Source organism: Arcticibacterium sp. (assembly GCF_055134445.1).
In genome coordinates this window covers 1-17,942 of the sequence record NZ_JBSRVI010000045.1, presented here as the reverse complement: position 1 = coordinate 17,942, position 17,942 = coordinate 1, and the positions used below count along the sequence as shown (strand labels likewise).

Annotated in this window: 11 protein-coding genes; 1 reads left to right on the top strand and 10 read right to left on the bottom strand. The window is 38.1% G+C overall.

Annotation, left to right across the window (positions count from 1 at the left end; genetic code table 11):
* Nucleotides 1-24: 24 nt before the first annotated feature.
* The 10 genes from ACTBZY_RS06750 to ACTBZY_RS06705 all read right to left on the bottom strand — a co-directional run bounded on the left by ACTBZY_RS06750 (nucleotide 25) and on the right by ACTBZY_RS06705 (nucleotide 15,448).
* Nucleotides 25-1,518: a c-type cytochrome domain-containing protein gene (locus ACTBZY_RS06750; protein ID WP_463045588.1), complete on the bottom strand. Its 1,494-nt coding sequence runs from the start codon at nucleotides 1,516-1,518 to the stop codon at nucleotides 25-27.
* Between the two features lie 23 nt (nucleotides 1,519-1,541).
* Nucleotides 1,542-2,921 (bottom strand): DUF1552 domain-containing protein, encoded by a 1,380-nt coding sequence (locus ACTBZY_RS06745; RefSeq protein ID WP_463045587.1) that lies wholly within the window; start codon nucleotides 2,919-2,921, stop codon nucleotides 1,542-1,544.
* A gap of 106 nt (nucleotides 2,922-3,027) precedes the next feature.
* Entirely contained in the window at nucleotides 3,028-4,980 is a 1,953-nt protein-coding gene (locus tag ACTBZY_RS06740; protein WP_463045586.1) for a DUF1592 domain-containing protein, read from the bottom strand.
* 304 nt (nucleotides 4,981-5,284) lie between these two features.
* Complete coding sequence (locus ACTBZY_RS06735) at nucleotides 5,285-5,854, bottom strand: peroxiredoxin-like family protein (protein ID WP_463045585.1); 570 nt, start codon at nucleotides 5,852-5,854, stop codon at nucleotides 5,285-5,287.
* Nucleotides 5,855-6,012: 158 nt separating this feature from the next.
* A complete protein-coding gene (mddA, locus tag ACTBZY_RS06730; protein ID WP_463045584.1) occupies nucleotides 6,013-6,741 on the bottom strand; it encodes a methanethiol S-methyltransferase in 729 nt (242 codons plus the stop codon).
* Nucleotides 6,742-6,853: 112 nt separating this feature from the next.
* The gene (locus ACTBZY_RS06725) at nucleotides 6,854-8,050 is read right to left on the bottom strand and encodes an alpha/beta fold hydrolase (protein ID WP_463045582.1); all 1,197 of its coding nucleotides are present in this window, start codon (nucleotides 8,048-8,050) and stop codon (nucleotides 6,854-6,856) included.
* A 226-nt stretch (nucleotides 8,051-8,276) separates the two neighbouring features.
* Complete coding sequence (locus ACTBZY_RS06720; RefSeq protein WP_463045581.1) at nucleotides 8,277-8,819, bottom strand: DUF5655 domain-containing protein; 543 nt, start codon at nucleotides 8,817-8,819, stop codon at nucleotides 8,277-8,279.
* A 180-nt stretch (nucleotides 8,820-8,999) separates the two neighbouring features.
* Nucleotides 9,000-10,592: a glycoside hydrolase gene (locus ACTBZY_RS06715; RefSeq protein ID WP_463045580.1), complete on the bottom strand. Its 1,593-nt coding sequence runs from the start codon at nucleotides 10,590-10,592 to the stop codon at nucleotides 9,000-9,002.
* A gap of 45 nt (nucleotides 10,593-10,637) precedes the next feature.
* Nucleotides 10,638-12,338 carry a RagB/SusD family nutrient uptake outer membrane protein gene (locus ACTBZY_RS06710; RefSeq protein ID WP_463045579.1) on the bottom strand — a complete coding sequence of 567 codons (1,701 nt, stop codon included), beginning with the start codon at nucleotides 12,336-12,338 and terminating at the stop codon, nucleotides 10,638-10,640.
* Nucleotides 12,339-12,349: 11 nt separating this feature from the next.
* Complete coding sequence (locus tag ACTBZY_RS06705) at nucleotides 12,350-15,448, bottom strand: SusC/RagA family TonB-linked outer membrane protein (protein WP_463045578.1); 3,099 nt, start codon at nucleotides 15,446-15,448, stop codon at nucleotides 12,350-12,352.
* A gap of 226 nt (nucleotides 15,449-15,674) precedes the next feature.
* Here ACTBZY_RS06705 and ACTBZY_RS06700 point away from each other — a divergent pair.
* Nucleotides 15,675-17,942 (top strand): ligand-binding sensor domain-containing protein (locus ACTBZY_RS06700; protein ID WP_463045577.1); only part of this gene is annotated, 2,268 nt, incomplete at its 3' end.

The following is a 17,942-nucleotide window of genomic DNA, read 5'->3' as shown; positions in this document are numbered from 1 at the left end:
TTTGTATTAAATCTAACTGGCTCTCTAAAAATAAGGACCTTCCTCTGCATGAATCTGTAGCGTGGGCTTGTATTTCTGTAATGCTATAATGACGTCTTTAGTGGTTTCTGTACTATAGGAATAAACCTCCTTTAAAGCTGGAAATTTCACCAAATCTAACAGTGCTTTATCATCCACTTTCGTAAAAGACACGTTTAAAACTTTCAGGTTTTCCATCTTACTCAAATGAATCAATCCACTGCCGTTTAACTTTGTCTTTTGGAGATAAAGCTCTTTCAAATTGCTCATTTGAGCTATCAGGTATAAATCTGCATCATCTATCTGTGAAGACACTAAAGACACCTTAGTAAAAACGTCCAAATAAGGCTTTAACTGCTCCAGTTTTTCACTGCCAAAAGGCGAAGGAGGAAAGGTGGTAGACAGTGTATACATTTCGCCTTCTGCAGTCTCATCTCTTTTTATAACCACTTCCATGTCGGTGGCCAAATATTCCAATTCTGCTGCTAGTTTCTCAGCATTCAATGCCGATTTCTGGACATTAAAGCGGTACTTTTTCAGTGCTGGCTCTAGCTGATTTACCAACAATTCCATCTCTAATTTTGTACTATCAGCCGTAGTACTATCTGCCAAAGGCTGTTTCATTTTGGCTCCATTGGCAATCCAATATTTCAAAATCGCTATCTCTTTTAAATCTAAGGGCGTTTTACCGGCAGGTGGCATACGGTCTGAAACGGTATCTGGCATAATAACCCTCAAAAAAAGCTCGCTTTCATCTGGTAAATAATGCTTCAAACCTATCTTCCCACTCTTGCCTTCTTTGAATAAATCTTCAAAAGAGCTTACAGAAAAATTCCCTTTGGCCCTTAAAGTAGAGTGGCAGCCCTCACATTTTGCCTCGAAAATGGGTTGGATTATATCTTCATATAAGTACTGAATAGAATCTGATTTAGGTTCGGTTTCTATTTCTTTTCCTATCATCGGCAAATACTCCGTTAAATAGTTTTGACCATGTGTCAAATTACCACCCTGATGGCCCGTATAAAGTGCCGCTACATTGGTTCCTATTAATGCCAATAAATAAATCCAATATAGTTTTTGATACTTCCAATGATATACAAAAAATGCAAAACTCAGAAACAATAGACTGCCCGTTATAAGGGCTCCATTAAAATGCTGCTCCATCAGATATCCTGAATATTCTCCTGAAGCAAAAAGCATATAGCCAGAAAATATAGAGATTAAAGTAAGCAGGATAATTATCAAAAAAGAATAAAATAATACCCTATTTTCTATTTGGATGAGTTTAAAAAAACGCAGGAACTCCGCCCCTAGTACTATCAAAACTAAGACTATAGGGAAATGCAATAAAATAGGATGAAAACGACCAATGGTAAGCAAAACGGGTGATTCTAAAGTAATATTTAAGAATTTCAACCCAAAAAGTAGCAAACCAAATACGCCAAAAAATATAATAGTAACAGGCTTCGTCAGAAACCGCTCGAGTGGTTTATCAGGCATTATAAGATTTTTCGATGAAGTATTTATGACATTAAAGAACCAAGTGTGTTGGTGCTATCTCCAAACTGCTTCATATCAAAATTTTGAGATTGAAGCATTGTCAGATACAGGTTTGCAAGCGGCGTCTCTTCTTTAAAGTTCAAGTTTTGTCCTTGCTTTATTTTTCCTCCCCCATGGCCTCCAATAATGATAGGTAAATCTCTAGGTGAATGGCGATTCCCATCTCTTAAATCTGAGGTAAATAATACCATAGAATTGTCTAACAGTGTTTTATCTCCCTCTTTGATGTCTTTCAGTCTTTGTAAAAAGTAAGCGTATTGCTCCACATGCCAAACCGATATTTTCAAGTATTGCTCCATCAGGTCAGGATTATTCATGTGATGCGAAAAGGAATGATGATTTCCTTTAACACCATCTAGAAAAGAAAAACTTCTATTACTTACAGAGTTACCAAACATAAAAGTAGAAACACGACTGGCATCACTCCAAAAAGCCAAAACCATGATATCTAACATCAAACGTGTTTTTTCGGTAATGTCTATGCCCGAATAGATTTCCTGATACTCTTCAATGTTTTGATTGACTCTGGTCAATTCCTTTTTTATATCAGCGGTAATTTTTGAACCAAACTTCTCACGCTGCTCTTCATTCAGAATACGTTTTTCTACGCTTCTGATAGACTCTAAATATTCTGATAGTTTATCTTGGTCTGAACGTCCCAAGTTCCTTTTAAGAGCATTAGCATCTTCTAAAACCGTATCTAAAATACTTTTTTTCCATGGGTCATCTTTAACTTTTACGCCAGGCACAAAAGATTTGAATAGTCTATCAAAAGCCAACTTAGGGTCAATTTCCTTGGTCATAGGCTGCTGTGCATTTTTCCATGAAATGCTAGAGCCATAGAGTCTGGTAAAGCCCACATTAATATCTACCCCTGTCGTGATTCGATCTAAGCCATATTCCAGCGAAGGAAAAATGGTTTCGGTCCCATATTGTTGAGCCATAACTTGGTCAATAGAAATACCTCCACTAAAGATATTATCCCCAATCGTCTGGCGTATCTGACCGCAAGTGAGCAAACTAGCCGATTTGGCATAATGACCATCTGCACCATTAAAAATTGAATGTCTATTCATCAAGTTTTTCAGAATAGAGACATCTCCCTTAAGTTTTGCTAAAGGCATCAATTGACGTGTCAATTCATAGTTCTTTCCAAATGCTGAGGGCGTCCAATGGTCTGGATGGACGCCATTAGGCATGTAAAAGAAAGCCGAACGAACGGGAGACTTGACAGGCAAAGCTGTACTAAACGGTTTACCCATTGCTTCCAATACTGGTAAGGCAATGGTGGCTCCCATTCCTTGGAGCATTCTTCGCCTTGATATTTGCCAACTTTTTGCCATTATAAATTCTTTATTATTTCTAAGCTTGTCTGACCTCGCTTTCTTCCTTCAAGACCATATCTGATCATAAATCCCGCTTCATGCTCTCAATATCCCAAACCAAGCATCAAATACTCTTCTTTTCGAAATCGCTTTGTTTCATTAAAAAAGGATAACTGTTCACCAGTTCAATGAGAAAAGGTTCTGGATTAAAGTTATTTTCTATTAAGACGTTTTCTAACCTCACTAAAGCCGTTTCGTCCGTAAACAAAATCGTTCTACCTAGTGCATAAGAAAGAATTCTCTTAGAAAAATTTCTCGCGATTCTCTTTTCATCTTTTAGCAATATCTTTTTTAGCTCCTCTGGACCATTAAAGACTTCCCCTTCCGACGTTATTCCGGAGGCGTCTATCTTCACTTTTTCATATTTCTCTCGCCATTGACCTGTAGGGTCATAGTTTTCTAAACCCAAACCTAAAGGGTCCATCTTTTCATGGCAAGACTGGCATTCTGGATCAGCTCGGTGCCTTTCCAAAATTTTGCGTAAGCCCAAAGCCTCATGAATCCCTTTATCTTCGGTAAGTTCGGAAACTTCAGGTGGCGGCGGCGGCGGCGAAATACCTAAAATCTGTTCCATGACCCATTTTCCTCTGAGCACAGGACTGGTTCTGGTAGAAATGGACGTCGTAGCCAAAACGCCCGCCATTCCTAATACCCCTCCTCTCCTATTATCTGCAAATTCCACTTTTAAAAAGTCATCGCTTTGAACACCCTCTATGCCATAAAAATTTGCTAAAGATTTATTCAACATTGAATAATCGCTATTCACCAAGTCCATCATGTTCTTGCTTTTAGTAAGCACATGATGAAAAAAAGCTGCGGCTTCTTGGTACAAATCCTTTCTTAACTCCAAGTTGAATTCTGGATACATCTCTGCGTCTACCATAGGCTCTGCGTCCAAAAGCTTGGTAATACCCAACCACTGCACAGTAAAGTTTTCGGCAAAGCGTTTAGACCTTGGGTCGGCTATCATTCGTTTAACCTGCATGGCCAAGGTGGTAGAATCATGTAACTTACCAGCATACGCCAAATCAAACAATTCTTGGTCTGGCGTACTACACCATAAGAAGTAAGATAACCTAGAAGCCACCTCAAAGTCGCTCAATGGATAAGCCCCTTCTTTTTGTGGTTCTTCCTCTACTTTATATAAAAAATTAGGAGAAACAAGCAATGCTTTCAATACTTGAGCAATACTCTCATTGAATCTTAGCGGGTTTTTAACCGCCTCTTTCTCAGAATACACAGACTGAAACAAAGTCATCAATTTTGATTTCTCTTCCGCCTTTAAGAATCGTCTGTACGCCTTACTAGCCACTTGGTCTATCACCTTTTCTGCCGCTAAATCTGAATCGTTTAGATAATCATATTTGTCAGAAAAAAGTGTTATAAACCAATTTTTTATACCCTGCCAGCCAGAAGCCTTAAAGGCAAAAGGAACAATCCTGTTCCATTTATCTTCATCTGCCAAAGCCGAGTCTACTATCTGACTGCCTGCATCATAATAACGTTCCAACTTTAATGGCGTAAAAAACAGTGCCCGTCCTTGATTGTCAAAACCTCCACCTCCCGAACCATCGGATGGAAAATAGCTTCTAGCGTCAAAATCTACGCCAAGTAAATCGAAAATGGTATATTGATATTCGGCATGGCTTAATCTTCTTATCACCACTTTCCCTGGCGTCTCCTTTTCTAAAGAAGCTTTTAAAATGGCATCTATTCCTGAAACTAATTTATGATAGGTGGCATCAGAAAGTGGTTTTTCAGACTTTGGGGGCATCGATTTATCTTTAATTACACCCAAAACTTCCAACCAAAAAGATCCACTCTGGATTACGCGAGCCTGCTCTTTAAAATTGTCAATATTAATTCCCCCTTTAGAAGTATTGGTATTATGACATTTTATGCATTCGTCCACAAGCATAGGCCTTATATCCTTCTCGAATGTAAGGGTATCCGCCGCAAAAGTCAATTTTGCGAAAGCCATAAAAAGTACGATTATAAAACTCTGTTTCAAGTTCACTGGTATCTCTTAGTTTCCTAAAGATAGCCCTTCTTGAATTGCTTTGGAAGCTTTTGTATTATAGGTAGATAATTTGGCAAAATTTGAAGATGTAAATTTTAAAATATGCCATTGACCGCTATTCTGTAGAGGAACCCGCACAGTTCCTGTGCTTTGCTAAAAAAGAATGGCTGGTATCCGTATTAGAAACCGCTTTTTATAGTAAATTTTCATAAACATTTTTCCAAATATTGCAAGAATTTTGCAACTTTCTCTAAAACATTCTCATTCACTATTTCTAAGCAATCAGCGTGTACACCAATCATTAATCTCTCATCTCTTTTAAAACTTCTATGATTTCAAGAGCAGACATTCTTTCGGTATAGTTGGCCTCTACATGAGCTGCCAATATCTTGTGATTGGAATCTATAATAAAAGTTGCTGGGACAGGGAGTGTTTTAGAACCATCGCCATTTTCCTTTGTCAAATCTCTACGTTGATGGTAATCTTCTCCTGGGTCAAACTGTAGATTATAAGCTTTTATTACTTCTTGATGGGCATCACTAAGTACTTCATAACCTAGTTCATTCTTTTGTGCAGCAGTAAGTGCACCGTCCGGACTTTGTGGACTAATGGCAAAAACCGTAGCTCCCAATGCCTGAATCTCTGGCAAGTGCTTCTGTATTTCTCTAAGGTCAAGATTACAAATAGGACACCATTCTCCTCTGTAAAACTTCAAGATAACCTTACCTTTCCCCAAGGCTTCTGAAAGCGAAATATTTTTACCAAAAGCATTTGGCAAAGTAAAATCTGGAGCGGTATCACCAATTGACAAACCTTTTACCTCTGCTGCGTTGGCTATAACTAATTTTTGAAACTCTTGAAGGTCGCTCATTGCTTGTGTTGTTTATTTGAAATCTTTTCTATAAAAAGCGACTACTGCCATATAAACGATTTATGGGGTTTATAGGTTTGGGTGAATTTGCATCTATCTGTTTCAAACCTTCCTGTCCAAAGACAAGAAGGTTTGCAAATGTAATTATCTCCACATCTCTATTTTACAAAAGGTACAATCATTGGCACCTCCTTCTTATAGTCTTCATAATCTTTGCCTATTGCTTTTTCCAAGTCCTTTTCTTCTAAAAACTTAACGGCTATGAGTATGTAGACAGTAGTAACTACAGCAAATAAAAGATGTCCCATGGTCATGATTGGTGTAGCCCAAAAAGCAATAATAAAACCCAACATAATTGGATGTCTTACTATTTTATAAAACCAATTTACCTGAAATTTAGGGCTTGGAGTTTGTTTATTTTTAAAATTATTAAAGATTTGCGTAAGCCCAAAAAGTTCAAAATGACTTATCATAAAAGTAGATAAGAAAACGATTAGCCAGCCCATGTAAAATACTCCTACCAAAATAGAAGCTATCATCTCATTTTCAATATTCCATACTAAGTCGTTCATAGGTTCCCACTTCCAATAAATCAAAAGAAGAGCCAGACTGGACAAAAGTACGTAGGTACTTCGTTCTATGGCCGGACTTAAAAAGTTTGTAAACCACTTTTTAAATGCAGGCCTCGCCATAATACTGTGCTGCAGGGCAAAAACACTTAGTAAAGCTACATTAACAAGAAGTGCTGGAAGCGAATCAGTTGCCACCCCGCTATCGATTGATTTGGGTACTAAGAGGTTGCCCACAAAACCTATGGCGTAAAGAAATGCCACTAGAAATACCACATAGGCCAGACTTCCATAAATTAGAATAATTATTTTTTTCATGCTTATTTAACTGGTTATTAATTGATAACCAAATTTCAATTAAATATTGCATGTATGATTTGCTAATACGTTCAAAAAATGTGTTTTAAAGTCCAGCGAAAATAATCTGGCTCTATTTCTTAAAATTCTTGACTCTAAATTGATTGGGAGGTAAATGAAACCGCTGCTTAAACGACTCTACAAAGTGCGAGTTATTTTTAAAACCGCTCTCATAACAAATCTGATTAACATTTAAATCACTTTGATATAGGAGCATTTTCGCATAATCTAAACGTTTCAATTTAAGCCACCTGTAAGGTGTGGTATGATAGTGTTCTTCAAAATCTCGTTTAAAAACAGAAAGGCTTCGCCCGCATAGTTTAGCAAACTCCTCTATTTTTAAATCATATTTAAAGTTTCGATTCATTGTGACTTCAATATCGATTTTTATCGAATTTCCGGCTTTTTGAAATGCGAGATAAGCTTCTCTCTTTGGTCTTATTCCTGTAATAAAATTTTCTATTTCTGCTAAAACAGAAAAAGAATCACCTACCCAAAAACAATGGTCAGTGCCATATAATTCTACATACTGCGAAGTGGGAATACTATGGGCTAAAAATTTGGCTTCTTCTATATTAACATCTAGATCATCTGTTCTATGAAGAATCAGTGCAGGAGCTTTAATGGTATTTAAAATATCTGTAATATCAGCTTCGGTATTCATTTTGGCAAGAGCCAGTGCATCTCCTGGACTAGCAGCAGAACGTAAATAACTAGCAAACCAATTGTAATAATCTTTATCTTTAGACATAGAGGGCATAATACATTCTAGTCCCATCTTTTGTCCGTTTCCCCAATGGTTTTCGATAGCATGATAAAATACCTCTCGTTCTTCTGTTTTTGGTGCCCAAGGATAATCTTTAGTATATTTTCTTTTTGCAAAACCACCAAAAGTGATTAATGAAATGGTTCTTTCGGGATATTTAGCGGCAAAAAGACTTGTGATAGTTCCTCCTTCGGAATGCCCAAAAAGAACAGCTTTTTGAACCCCTACAGCATCCATAACACAAAGGATGTCATCCATTCTTTCTTCTAGTGTACAGAGTGGACTAACACGATCCGAAAGTCCTGTCCCTCTTTTGTCGAAGAGAATTAATCTGGCAAAATCTGCTAGTTTACTTAAGCAAGCGGCCATATACTTATCTACCCACATGAGATCAATATTAGAAACCCACCCTGGCACAAAAAGTAGGTCTATACTACCTTGACCCACTACCTGATAAGCTATATTAACATTGGCACTTTTAGCATATTTGGTTATCGGTTTCATTGAATTCCATAATTCATAATATTTTAGATTTCAAATTCCAAAACCAGATCTGTTTTAAGAGTTTCATGGAACGATTAAATTGGGTTACTTAACTTATTTAAAACTACGTTATAAATTTTAAACTATAGATATCTTTTATTTAACGGCAATCCTGATTTAAGCTGCCGAAATCCAATTATGTACTTTATTTAATTCTGATTAAAAATAGAAGGGACTCTAATCCTCCTCACTCAGCCTCCTCATAAGCCTCCCTAAGCCAAGAAATCAATTCTTCATCCACTTCTGCGACATCTGTTAGTTTCACACGGTGCGTGCACATGGTGCCAAAAGGCCCTGAGTTTCCTAGTCTTTCTGTTTCTGGCTTTCCTTTGAGTTTAAGACCTAAATCTATGCGGGTTTTGGTGGCTGGTTTTATGAGTGCAAACTGCCTTTTTCTTATCAAACTAACCGAGTCCTTTTTGGGTGTTTTAGTGATATCATCACCTAAAGCCAAAATCACTTCTAGCAGTTTATCATAAATTGGCTTTAAGGCTTCTTTTCCTATGTATTGTTTAGCTACTAAATCTTCTGGCGTTGCTTGACTCTCTTTCGACAATTGAAGAATCATGTTTGCAAAACCATGTGTAACACCATGCTCTTTCTTCAGGAAACTTATGCCTTCACCGTGCTTAGCAAAGCTTTTAGCCGCCAATATTGTTTTCCATTCTGCTAATGATTTGCCCGTTTTTTCGGGCATATTGTCAATCATCGTTTGTAGTGCTTGCTCCATAGTTTTTGATTTTGAACTTCAAGATAATAAAACCTAAGACAATTATTATGAAACACGAATTTGGAACCTAGAGTCTTAATCTACCTCCACCAACCACAAAAAAGACCCTTCGGCAAAGCCAAAGGGTCTTAATTAACCAATCTTTAAAGATTGGCATTATTTAAGTAGACTAGATTTTCATCATTTATTTACCAAAACAGTCACAATTGACTGAGCAGGAATGCTCAATTTGCCAGCCCCTGCTATCTTCATTTCTGCCAAATCTGCAGTTTCAGAAGTAACATAAGCTTTATAGGTGTTTGCTTTTTTTCCGTTCAGGTTTAAAGCTGATTCTATGGCAGCGGTACCCGAATTGACCAAAACATACACCATTTCTTTGGTTTCTGGCTGCTCGAAAGCAGACACTAAGAAGTTTTCACTTTGGGTAAATTTTCCGTCTAAAGAAACCTCCACTCTTTCAAAACCTGGACGTATAAATCGACTGTAGTTTCCTAATGCCCAAAGCATCTTGGATTCGTAATAATCACCGTCGGTATTGTTCTTATCTACATAAACCAAGCCGTCTTTATAATCATACGCCGAAACGGCCGTCCACCAGTTCCAAGCAGATGCATTGGCCACTGCCAAATCATTATGAATAACACGAGCCACATACAAGGCAGGTGATATACCTAAATCGCGTCCGCCTCCTTTTATCTCGCCATCATTATTTCCCAATATGCAATACTCACTCATCCAAAAACTTAAGCCAGCCTGCTGCTCTACGGCATTTTTCAACTTGGTTCTCATTGCCACGGAACTTTCAAATGGCGACGTGGTAAAATAACTATGAGCAGAAAGATTACGAGCTACATGCTTTAAATCCCCAATGTAGTCCGCAGAACTTTCATTAAAAAAAGCGTTTATTTGACTTCCTATTCCGGGCTTATCGGCATCCTCAAACAGGTAGTTAATTTTACCCGCTTCTGCCAAGTCAATGGTCGTTTGCAATCCATCCGAATCCAAAGCTTTGTCTAACGCTCTTATAATACCCGCTATCTCATTATTATAATACGGCGTACCTTCTTGGTTCGGCTTAGACCAATCCCACTGCGGCTCATTAACTGGGCTGATATAATCTATCTCCAGCCCTCTTTCTTTGAAGTTTTTTAGTACGGTGCTCAGATACTTCGCAAATTTCGGATAGTTTTCTGCGGCTAAATTGGTTTCACTATTATTGGCGTAAGCCTTACCATTTCTAGTCATGGATACAGGTGGACTGTTTGTAAAAGCCAATAGCTTCTCTACACCATGTTTCTTAGCTGCTTCAGCAAACCACACTTGACCCGCTTGGCGAGTCCAGTCATACGTACCATCCGCATTTAAGAAAGACTCTCCTCTACGCCATTCGTCTTTAATGTCGGAGTCGGCTCCTTGTTCAGCACTTCCAGCACCTAAATTAAATCGCCAAAGTGACAAACCAATTCCTTTCGGGTTTCCACTGTTATCCAATTCTTTGCTAAATAAAAGTTCAGCTACGGCTTCTTTTTTTGCGGCCGGCCACTGCCCCACAAAAGCACAAGACCAAGCGTCTGATGCTCCAAAGTTTTCAATTTCTTGAAACCTTCTGTCGGTCAAAGCATTTATCTGAATAGCATTATCTATTTCTGGAATCACCACTGGAGCGGTTAGCAGTGAATCTGAGCCACAAGAAGTAAAACTAAAAAATGAGATAAAGCTGAAAAATATGACGCTGTGGGTCGAAATTCTAAATTTCCTATTACGTTTTAACATATAATAAATTTATAAAAGAGGAGGACTTTCATCCTCCTCTTCATTTTAGTTATATCCTGGATTTTGCTGTAATTGATTGTTTGATGCTAAAATCTCGGCCCTAGGAATAGGCAACCAATAATGTTGCGTACTAAAGCTTTTGCCCTGTAAACTTACCATTCTCTTGTATGTAAGGCTACCATCTGCTGCTTTAAAAATTTCAATTCCATAAGCTGGCTGATTTTCTACCACATCGGCTGTCATCCAACGACGCACATCATAGAATCTGTGCTCCTCAAACGCCAACTCAATACGTCTTTCACGTCTAATTCGCTCACGCATTTCTGATTGACTCAAACCTGTAGGAAGATTTGGCATTTCCACCCCTGTTCTACTTCTAATGCTATTGATGGCATCATATACCGTAGCGTCTGGACCTACAGCTTCGTTTTGAGCTTCTGCGTAATTCAGTAAGATTTCCGCATAGCGGAAGTATGTCCAATTTTGAGTTCCTGCTACATTCCAAGGGTTTTTGATGGGTAGGCTTTCATCCACAAACTTCTTTAGGTAATATCCACTTTTAGTGGTGTTCCAGTTGGCAGGCCCATCTTTACTGTCTCTTCCGCCAGGAATAAACGTTTCCACCTTTCTGTCTCTATAATCTGCACCATTATAAAGTACAGTTTCATAAAAACGTGGGTCACGGTTTTCATAAGGAGCTGCTGCCTGCTCTGGATTATCCCAAGAGAAGTCGCTTCCGTCCATCATTTCATAATCATCTACCAGGTTTTGAAGCGGTACATTCCCCGCCCAGCCATCATATCCGTTTGGACCGTTGGCAATTTCTAAAGCCGTATGTCTAGAATTGATGTTATAATATCTCGCAAAAATTGTTTCCTCATTGCTATTAGGCGTCAAGAAAAGCTGTCCGTAACCTCCTTGATAAAGGCTGTACTGCTGCATATCCATAACAGCTTTGGCTGCTTGAGCTGCAGCTTGCCATTTCTGAGTATCGTTTTGGCCACCCGTATAAAGTGGACTAGCCGCATACAGTTTAAGACGAGCATTTAATGCCAATGCAGCACCTTTTGTAGCTCTACCTTCTTTCCAGTTACCTGAGTTTTGAGCTGGCAAATCTGCGGCAGCTGCAGCTAATTCAGTTGTAACATAAGCCAAACCTTCGTTTAAAGACGCTCTATCGTAAAAAGCAGGGTCGGAAAAGTCTTCTCCTAATTGAGAAACCTTATCTCCCATCAACACTACTTGACCGTAATTTCTTATCAAATCATGGTAGCGGAATGCACGAATAAACCTTAATTCGGCGGTTAGAATCTTCTCATAAGATTCACTCAGACCTACTTCTCCAATATGCGTTAAGGCATAATTACACTCTCTTATACTGCGGTATGAACGTCCCCAAAAAGTACCAGCAATTCCCGTGTTTTCAGGAGACAGCTGCCCTTGCTGAATAAACCAAGTGTTGTCGTCATTATTATAAATGGACTCATCAGTAAGCGAACTCCAAAGAGCGTATTCAAAACCTCTACCAAAACCAGGAACATTACCGTCACCTTCTTTATTGGTCAGTCTTACGCTTAAATATCTGTTAATGACATAACTCTCAAAAAGCGTAGAATCATTTAAAATAGAAGCATCCGATACCCTATCTGTAGGTACTATATCCAGAAAATTTTCTTTGCAACTTATTGCTGTTATCGCCGATAGGCCAAGAGCCAAAAGCGGTATTATGATTTTTTTATTTTTCATTTCTAATTATTCTAAAATTGAATGTTCAGACCTAGGTTAAGAATTTTCTGTTGCGGGTAAAACTGACCGCTTTCACTAGAACCCTCTGGATCAAAATCTTTCACACCTGTAAGTGTAAATAGGTTAAAAGCATTGGCGTAGACTCTTAGCGAGCCAATATTTGCTCTCCCCAAAATGCTTTCAGGCAATGTGTAGCCAATTTGAATGTTCTTCAATCTTGCAAAAGAGGCATCATTTAACCAGAAATTATTTCTGTAAAGACCACCACTAACAGCAGAAGACGAACGCTCACTTACTCTAGGATATGTGCCCTCGGTATTTGATGGGCTGTATCTATTGTCGGCCCAGGTGCTGTAAAAATTCCCAACAGTACCAGACTCAGGAAGCACGTATTGACTCACCTGCGTTTGACCAGAAATAACAGCAGAAAGGTCAAAGTTTCTGTAGCCCGCCTGAAGCGTCAAACCAAAAGTCATTTGCGGAATATTTCCATATTCGCTACGCACCATATCATCCGCAGAAATATTTCCATCGCCATTATAATCTTCATAGATCAAGTCACCTACTTGAGCTCCTGCCACATGGGGAGTAGCATCTAACTGCTCTTGACTTCTAAAAATACCAATGGCATTATAAAGCAAATAAGTATTTAACGACCTGCCTGTTTCTCTCTGATAATCTAAAACACCCGCGGCTTCATCTTTAAATACTAACTCATTTTTAGCATAAGTGAAATTGGCAGCTATACCAAAGCTAAAATCTCCGCTTTTGTTATAACCAACAGACGTCTCAATACCGCTACTTTTTACCTCACCTATATTTTCTGAAGGTACCAGTGTGCTTCCATTATAAGGATTCACAATGCCAGACGTAGCAGGAATTGAAGCATTTCTTACTGTTAAGATGTCACTTCTATTTTGTTTAAAGTATATCACTTCCGTGGTAAAGTTCTTTAACCAAACGGCGTTTAATGCGATATCCGTTTTCTTAGCTACCTCCCAAGTAATGTTAGGATTCCCTAATCTAGTCAAATCAATACCTGTAGTTACCTCATCACCTATCAGGTAACGGTTGTTAAAAGAGTAGTTGTCATAGTACTGAAACTGTCCTACGTTATCATTTCCTAATTGACCATATGAAGCTCTAATTTTCAAGTCATTAAAGAAGCTTATATTATCCTTAAACCAAGACTCTTCTGATATTCTATAACCGGCCGATACGGAAGGGAAGAAACCATATCTACTACCTTCAGGGAAGTTAGAAGAACCATCAGCTCTTAACTGTACCTCCGCCATGTATTTCTCATTATAGTTGTAAAGAAAACGACCTAAGTAACTTTTTCTAGTAAAGTTATAGCTACTGCCGTAGTTGTTATAATCGGAAGCCGCAGCACCACCTTGACTTAATTCGGGTGTTTCTGTAGTAGGGAAATGTAATCTAGAAGCACCCATAGTGTGCGAACTATTTGAGCTTTGCTCATAACCTACAAACACATCAAGATAATGACCTGCGAAGTAATTCTTATAGTTTAACTTGATATTACTCACACTCATTGATTGATTATAATGTTCTTCAAACAATGCCGCTTGCTGGTCTGCATCACCGCCTACTACCACAGGATTATATGAATCAGAAGCTTTGTTATAATTATATAAAGTGTAAGGTATCAGGAAATTCTGTTTCCTGTTAGAGTTTTCATCCACAGAATAAAAACCATCAACTGAAAGACCATCTAGAAACGGTAGTTTATAGCTCGCTCTTAGTATTCCATTAAATACATAATTTGGATTCTGATTTAATCCACCGGCTTCTGTAGCCATTACTACCGGATTAGAGTTTTCTATCCCTGAAGATGGCAAACCATTAGGATAAACCGCAGGTACAGTAGGATAAGCTCTATAAATAGAACGGAATAAGGTACCCGCTCCCTCTGTAGGATATTGTCTGTCTTCTTTTCTTCCAGACAAAGAGATACCAACTTTCAACCTTTCGGTTATATCGGCATCAATATTCGTTCTGAAATTATACTGATTATAGGATGTGGCTCCATTTTTATATAGACCGTCTTGACCAGATTTCCCTAAAGAAATAAAATAACTAACAGCATCAGAACCACCTCTAACACTCAGGTTATGCTGATTTTGAAGAGCTACATTATTTAATGTGGCTGCCGCCCAATCCGTATTAGGATAATTTATTGGGTCAGAACCATTGCTAAAGTTAGCCAATTCAGCTTCGGAATAAACTTGGTTTAAACCATTACCTGCATTGTTATAATAAGCGATTTCATTTCTGATTTGAGCATAAGTGGCTGCATCAGCCATTTCAGGTAAACGAGTTGGTGAAGAGAAACCTTGGTTAAAGTTATAAGACACTGTTGGTTTACCACTCTTTCCTCTTTTTGTCGTTACTAAAATAACACCGTTAGCAGCCCTAGAGCCATAAATGGCAGCTGAAGCATCTTTCAGTACAGAAACGCTTTCAATGTCATTTGGCGAAAGCCTTTCTAAACCACCGATTTGACCGGGAACACCGTCTATAACCACTAAAACGTCATTATTTCCTGTAGTAGCTAAACCACGAATAGTAAAGCTAGAACCATCATACCCTGGCTCACCCGCACGGTTATTGGCTATGATTCCAGAAAACCTTCCGGCTAAAGAGTTAGATAAGTTAGGCTGTGGGCTAGTTTCTAAAGACTTTCCGGTTATTTGAGAAACAGAACCTGTCAAGGTAGCTTTCTTTTGCTCGCCATAACCTACCACCACTACTTCACTTAGTGCTTGTAAGTCAGCCTCTAAACTAATTTCCAATTGAGTTTGTCCATTAAGAATAATCTCTTTCGCCTGATATCCTATATAAGAGAATATCAATACAGGATTTTCTTTTCCAGATATATTAATCTGAAATTTTCCATCTATGTCTGTAATAGTACCGATGGTAGTGCTTTTTATTAAAACAGAAACACCAGGAAGTGTCATTCCTGTTTCGTCCAATACTGTTCCAGTTACTGAGTTTGTCTGACTGTAAACATCTGGGCCTCTTCCTAGGAGTAATGCAAGTAGCATCAGGCAAAACGGCCAGACTTTCAATCGTAATCTTGTTGGCATCTTTTTAAAGTATTTTTAGTTAATAATTAAACAGGGTCTCTAAAAGCCAAATAACTTCATATCATTATTGGAAGAATATTTGGGCTTTATTTCCTAGTGCAATATTAAAGGGCTAAGCAGCGTGAGATAGGGTGTAAATCGTTATAAAAAGAGGGACAAATCGTTCACCTTTGTATTATTCCCAACATTAGTAGGACTTTTAACAATCATTGGGCTCCAAAGGCGTATGAGAATTTCAATTTTGATTTTAGTTTTCTTTATATTTTCTAACACCTTAAGTGCTCAGAAGCTAAAGAACGCTGACCTATTTAAATCGGAATCTTCTTTAACTTTCTACCTTATGGACGTAGAATCTGGCCTTTCTCATAACGTAGTCAACAGCATTGAGCAAGACGCTATCGGATTTTTATGGATAGGAACTTCTGAAGGACTCAACCGATATGACGGCAAGAACTTCAAGCATTTTATGAAAAATGAAGACTTACCTAGTAAAAGCCCATCGGATAATCACATTGAAAAACTCCTTAAAAACGGCAAAGGTCAGATACTCATCACGGGCGGAAACGGGCTGGATATTTTTGATCCAAAAATCAATCACTTTTATAAACTGAATAAAGCATCCGGACTCATAGGCGACAATATTAGTAGTGCTATATTGGGTTCACAAAATGAAATTATCATAGGTCTATATGACGAGGGTATACAAATTCTTAAAAACGGAAAGAGCGAACAGATTTTCCGCAGTGGTTTAAACGGATTATCCTCTAGCGAAATCTCTGGTTTGGCTTTAAAACAAGATAGTATTATTTGGGTGGCAACCTATAGTAATGGACTCAACAAAATCAATAGAAAAACTAAAAAGGTTACACAGCTACCTTTAAATCTTATTCATGAATCCATTAACTGCCTGTATACCGACGAGCACGATAATTTATGGATAGGAACTGGAAAAGGAATTCAAATCATAAAAGCCAATGGTGAAATAATCAACCTAAATAAGGGAAGCAGTCCCAAAACAGGACTAAGTGATGACAATATACTTTGTTTTGAACGTGATTTATCTGGGAACCTTTGGATTGGTACCCGAAACGGTGGTTTGAATATTATTAAACCCGCCAGTATTCTTGATAAAAAGTTGCCACAGATAAAGTGGTTTCTTCCGAATTCTGACGGCTCTAGTGTATTTAACCGCTCGGTGTTATCCTTAAAAAGAGCCATTGATGGCAATATGTGGATAGGTACATACACTGGGATAAACTTTGTAAATCCTCACGGTGAACCCATAAAACTTATTAATAGAAACCTTTCTAACCCTCATACACTGGCCCATGACAGAATTGCTTCTTTTAGTCATTCTAAAAACAGAAATATATGGATAGGTACAGATGGCGGTGGTCTGGATTACTATAATCCAGAATTAGGGGTTATAAAAAACTACCATAGCCGTAAAAACTCAAAATCTCTTTCAAACGACTATATACTCAGCATTCTTGAAGATTCGAAAAACAGAGTTTGGGTAGGTACCTACCAAGGAGGAATCAACCTTCTAAATCCTGACAATGGAAATTGCCAATACTTCTTAAACGGCGAACAAGCTGATGGTAATGATGTTAGAAAAATATTTGAGGATAAAAACAAGGTCATTTGGGTCGGAACCAACCGTGGAGGGCTATACCGTTTCAAGGAGTCTACAAAGGATTTTGAATACATCAAAGAACTGGGAAAAATAGATATTAGAGATATACTGGAAGACGACAAAGAAAACCTTTGGCTAGCCACTTATGGCTCTGGCATAGATAAATACAACAAAAAAGACAAAACCAAGGAGATTTATAGCAATGCTACATTAAGAGATATTCCCGGGTCTGTAGTCTATAACATGTGCTGGATAGGAAAAGATGAACTTTTGGCGGGCACACGGCATAACGGTCTTTTCAGGTTTAATGTTTCCACAAAAAAAACGGTGAGATTCACAAAAGAGGATGGCCTAAACAACAACACCGTTCACAGCATTACGAAGGATAAAGATGGTATACTGTGGCTCGGAACATTTAGTGGTATCAACTATTTTGACCCAGCCAGTAATTATATTGGAAACCTCAACTCCTTTAATAACATTCAACAGAGCGAATTTAATCTAAGTACTGGATTTTGCTCCGAAAATGGTCTGATTTACTTAGGCGGAAATAAAGGCTTGAACATTTTTAATCCAAAAAAACTGAATGAAAAATCTTATAACTATCCTTTGGTGTTCACAGACCTTAGGATTTTAAACAAAACCATAGTAGCCGGAGACACAAGCCAGGCGGTCTTCTTATCAAAGAATATCCCATATCTAAAAGAACTTCACTTAAAATATAATCAGAGTCTATTTTCACTAGACTTTGTTAACTTAATATACTCTAGACTCACGCATGAAAAATATGCCTATAAGCTAGACAACTTCCATAAGCACGGGATTGAAAACAATGAAGTGGGCACGGCGAACCTTTCT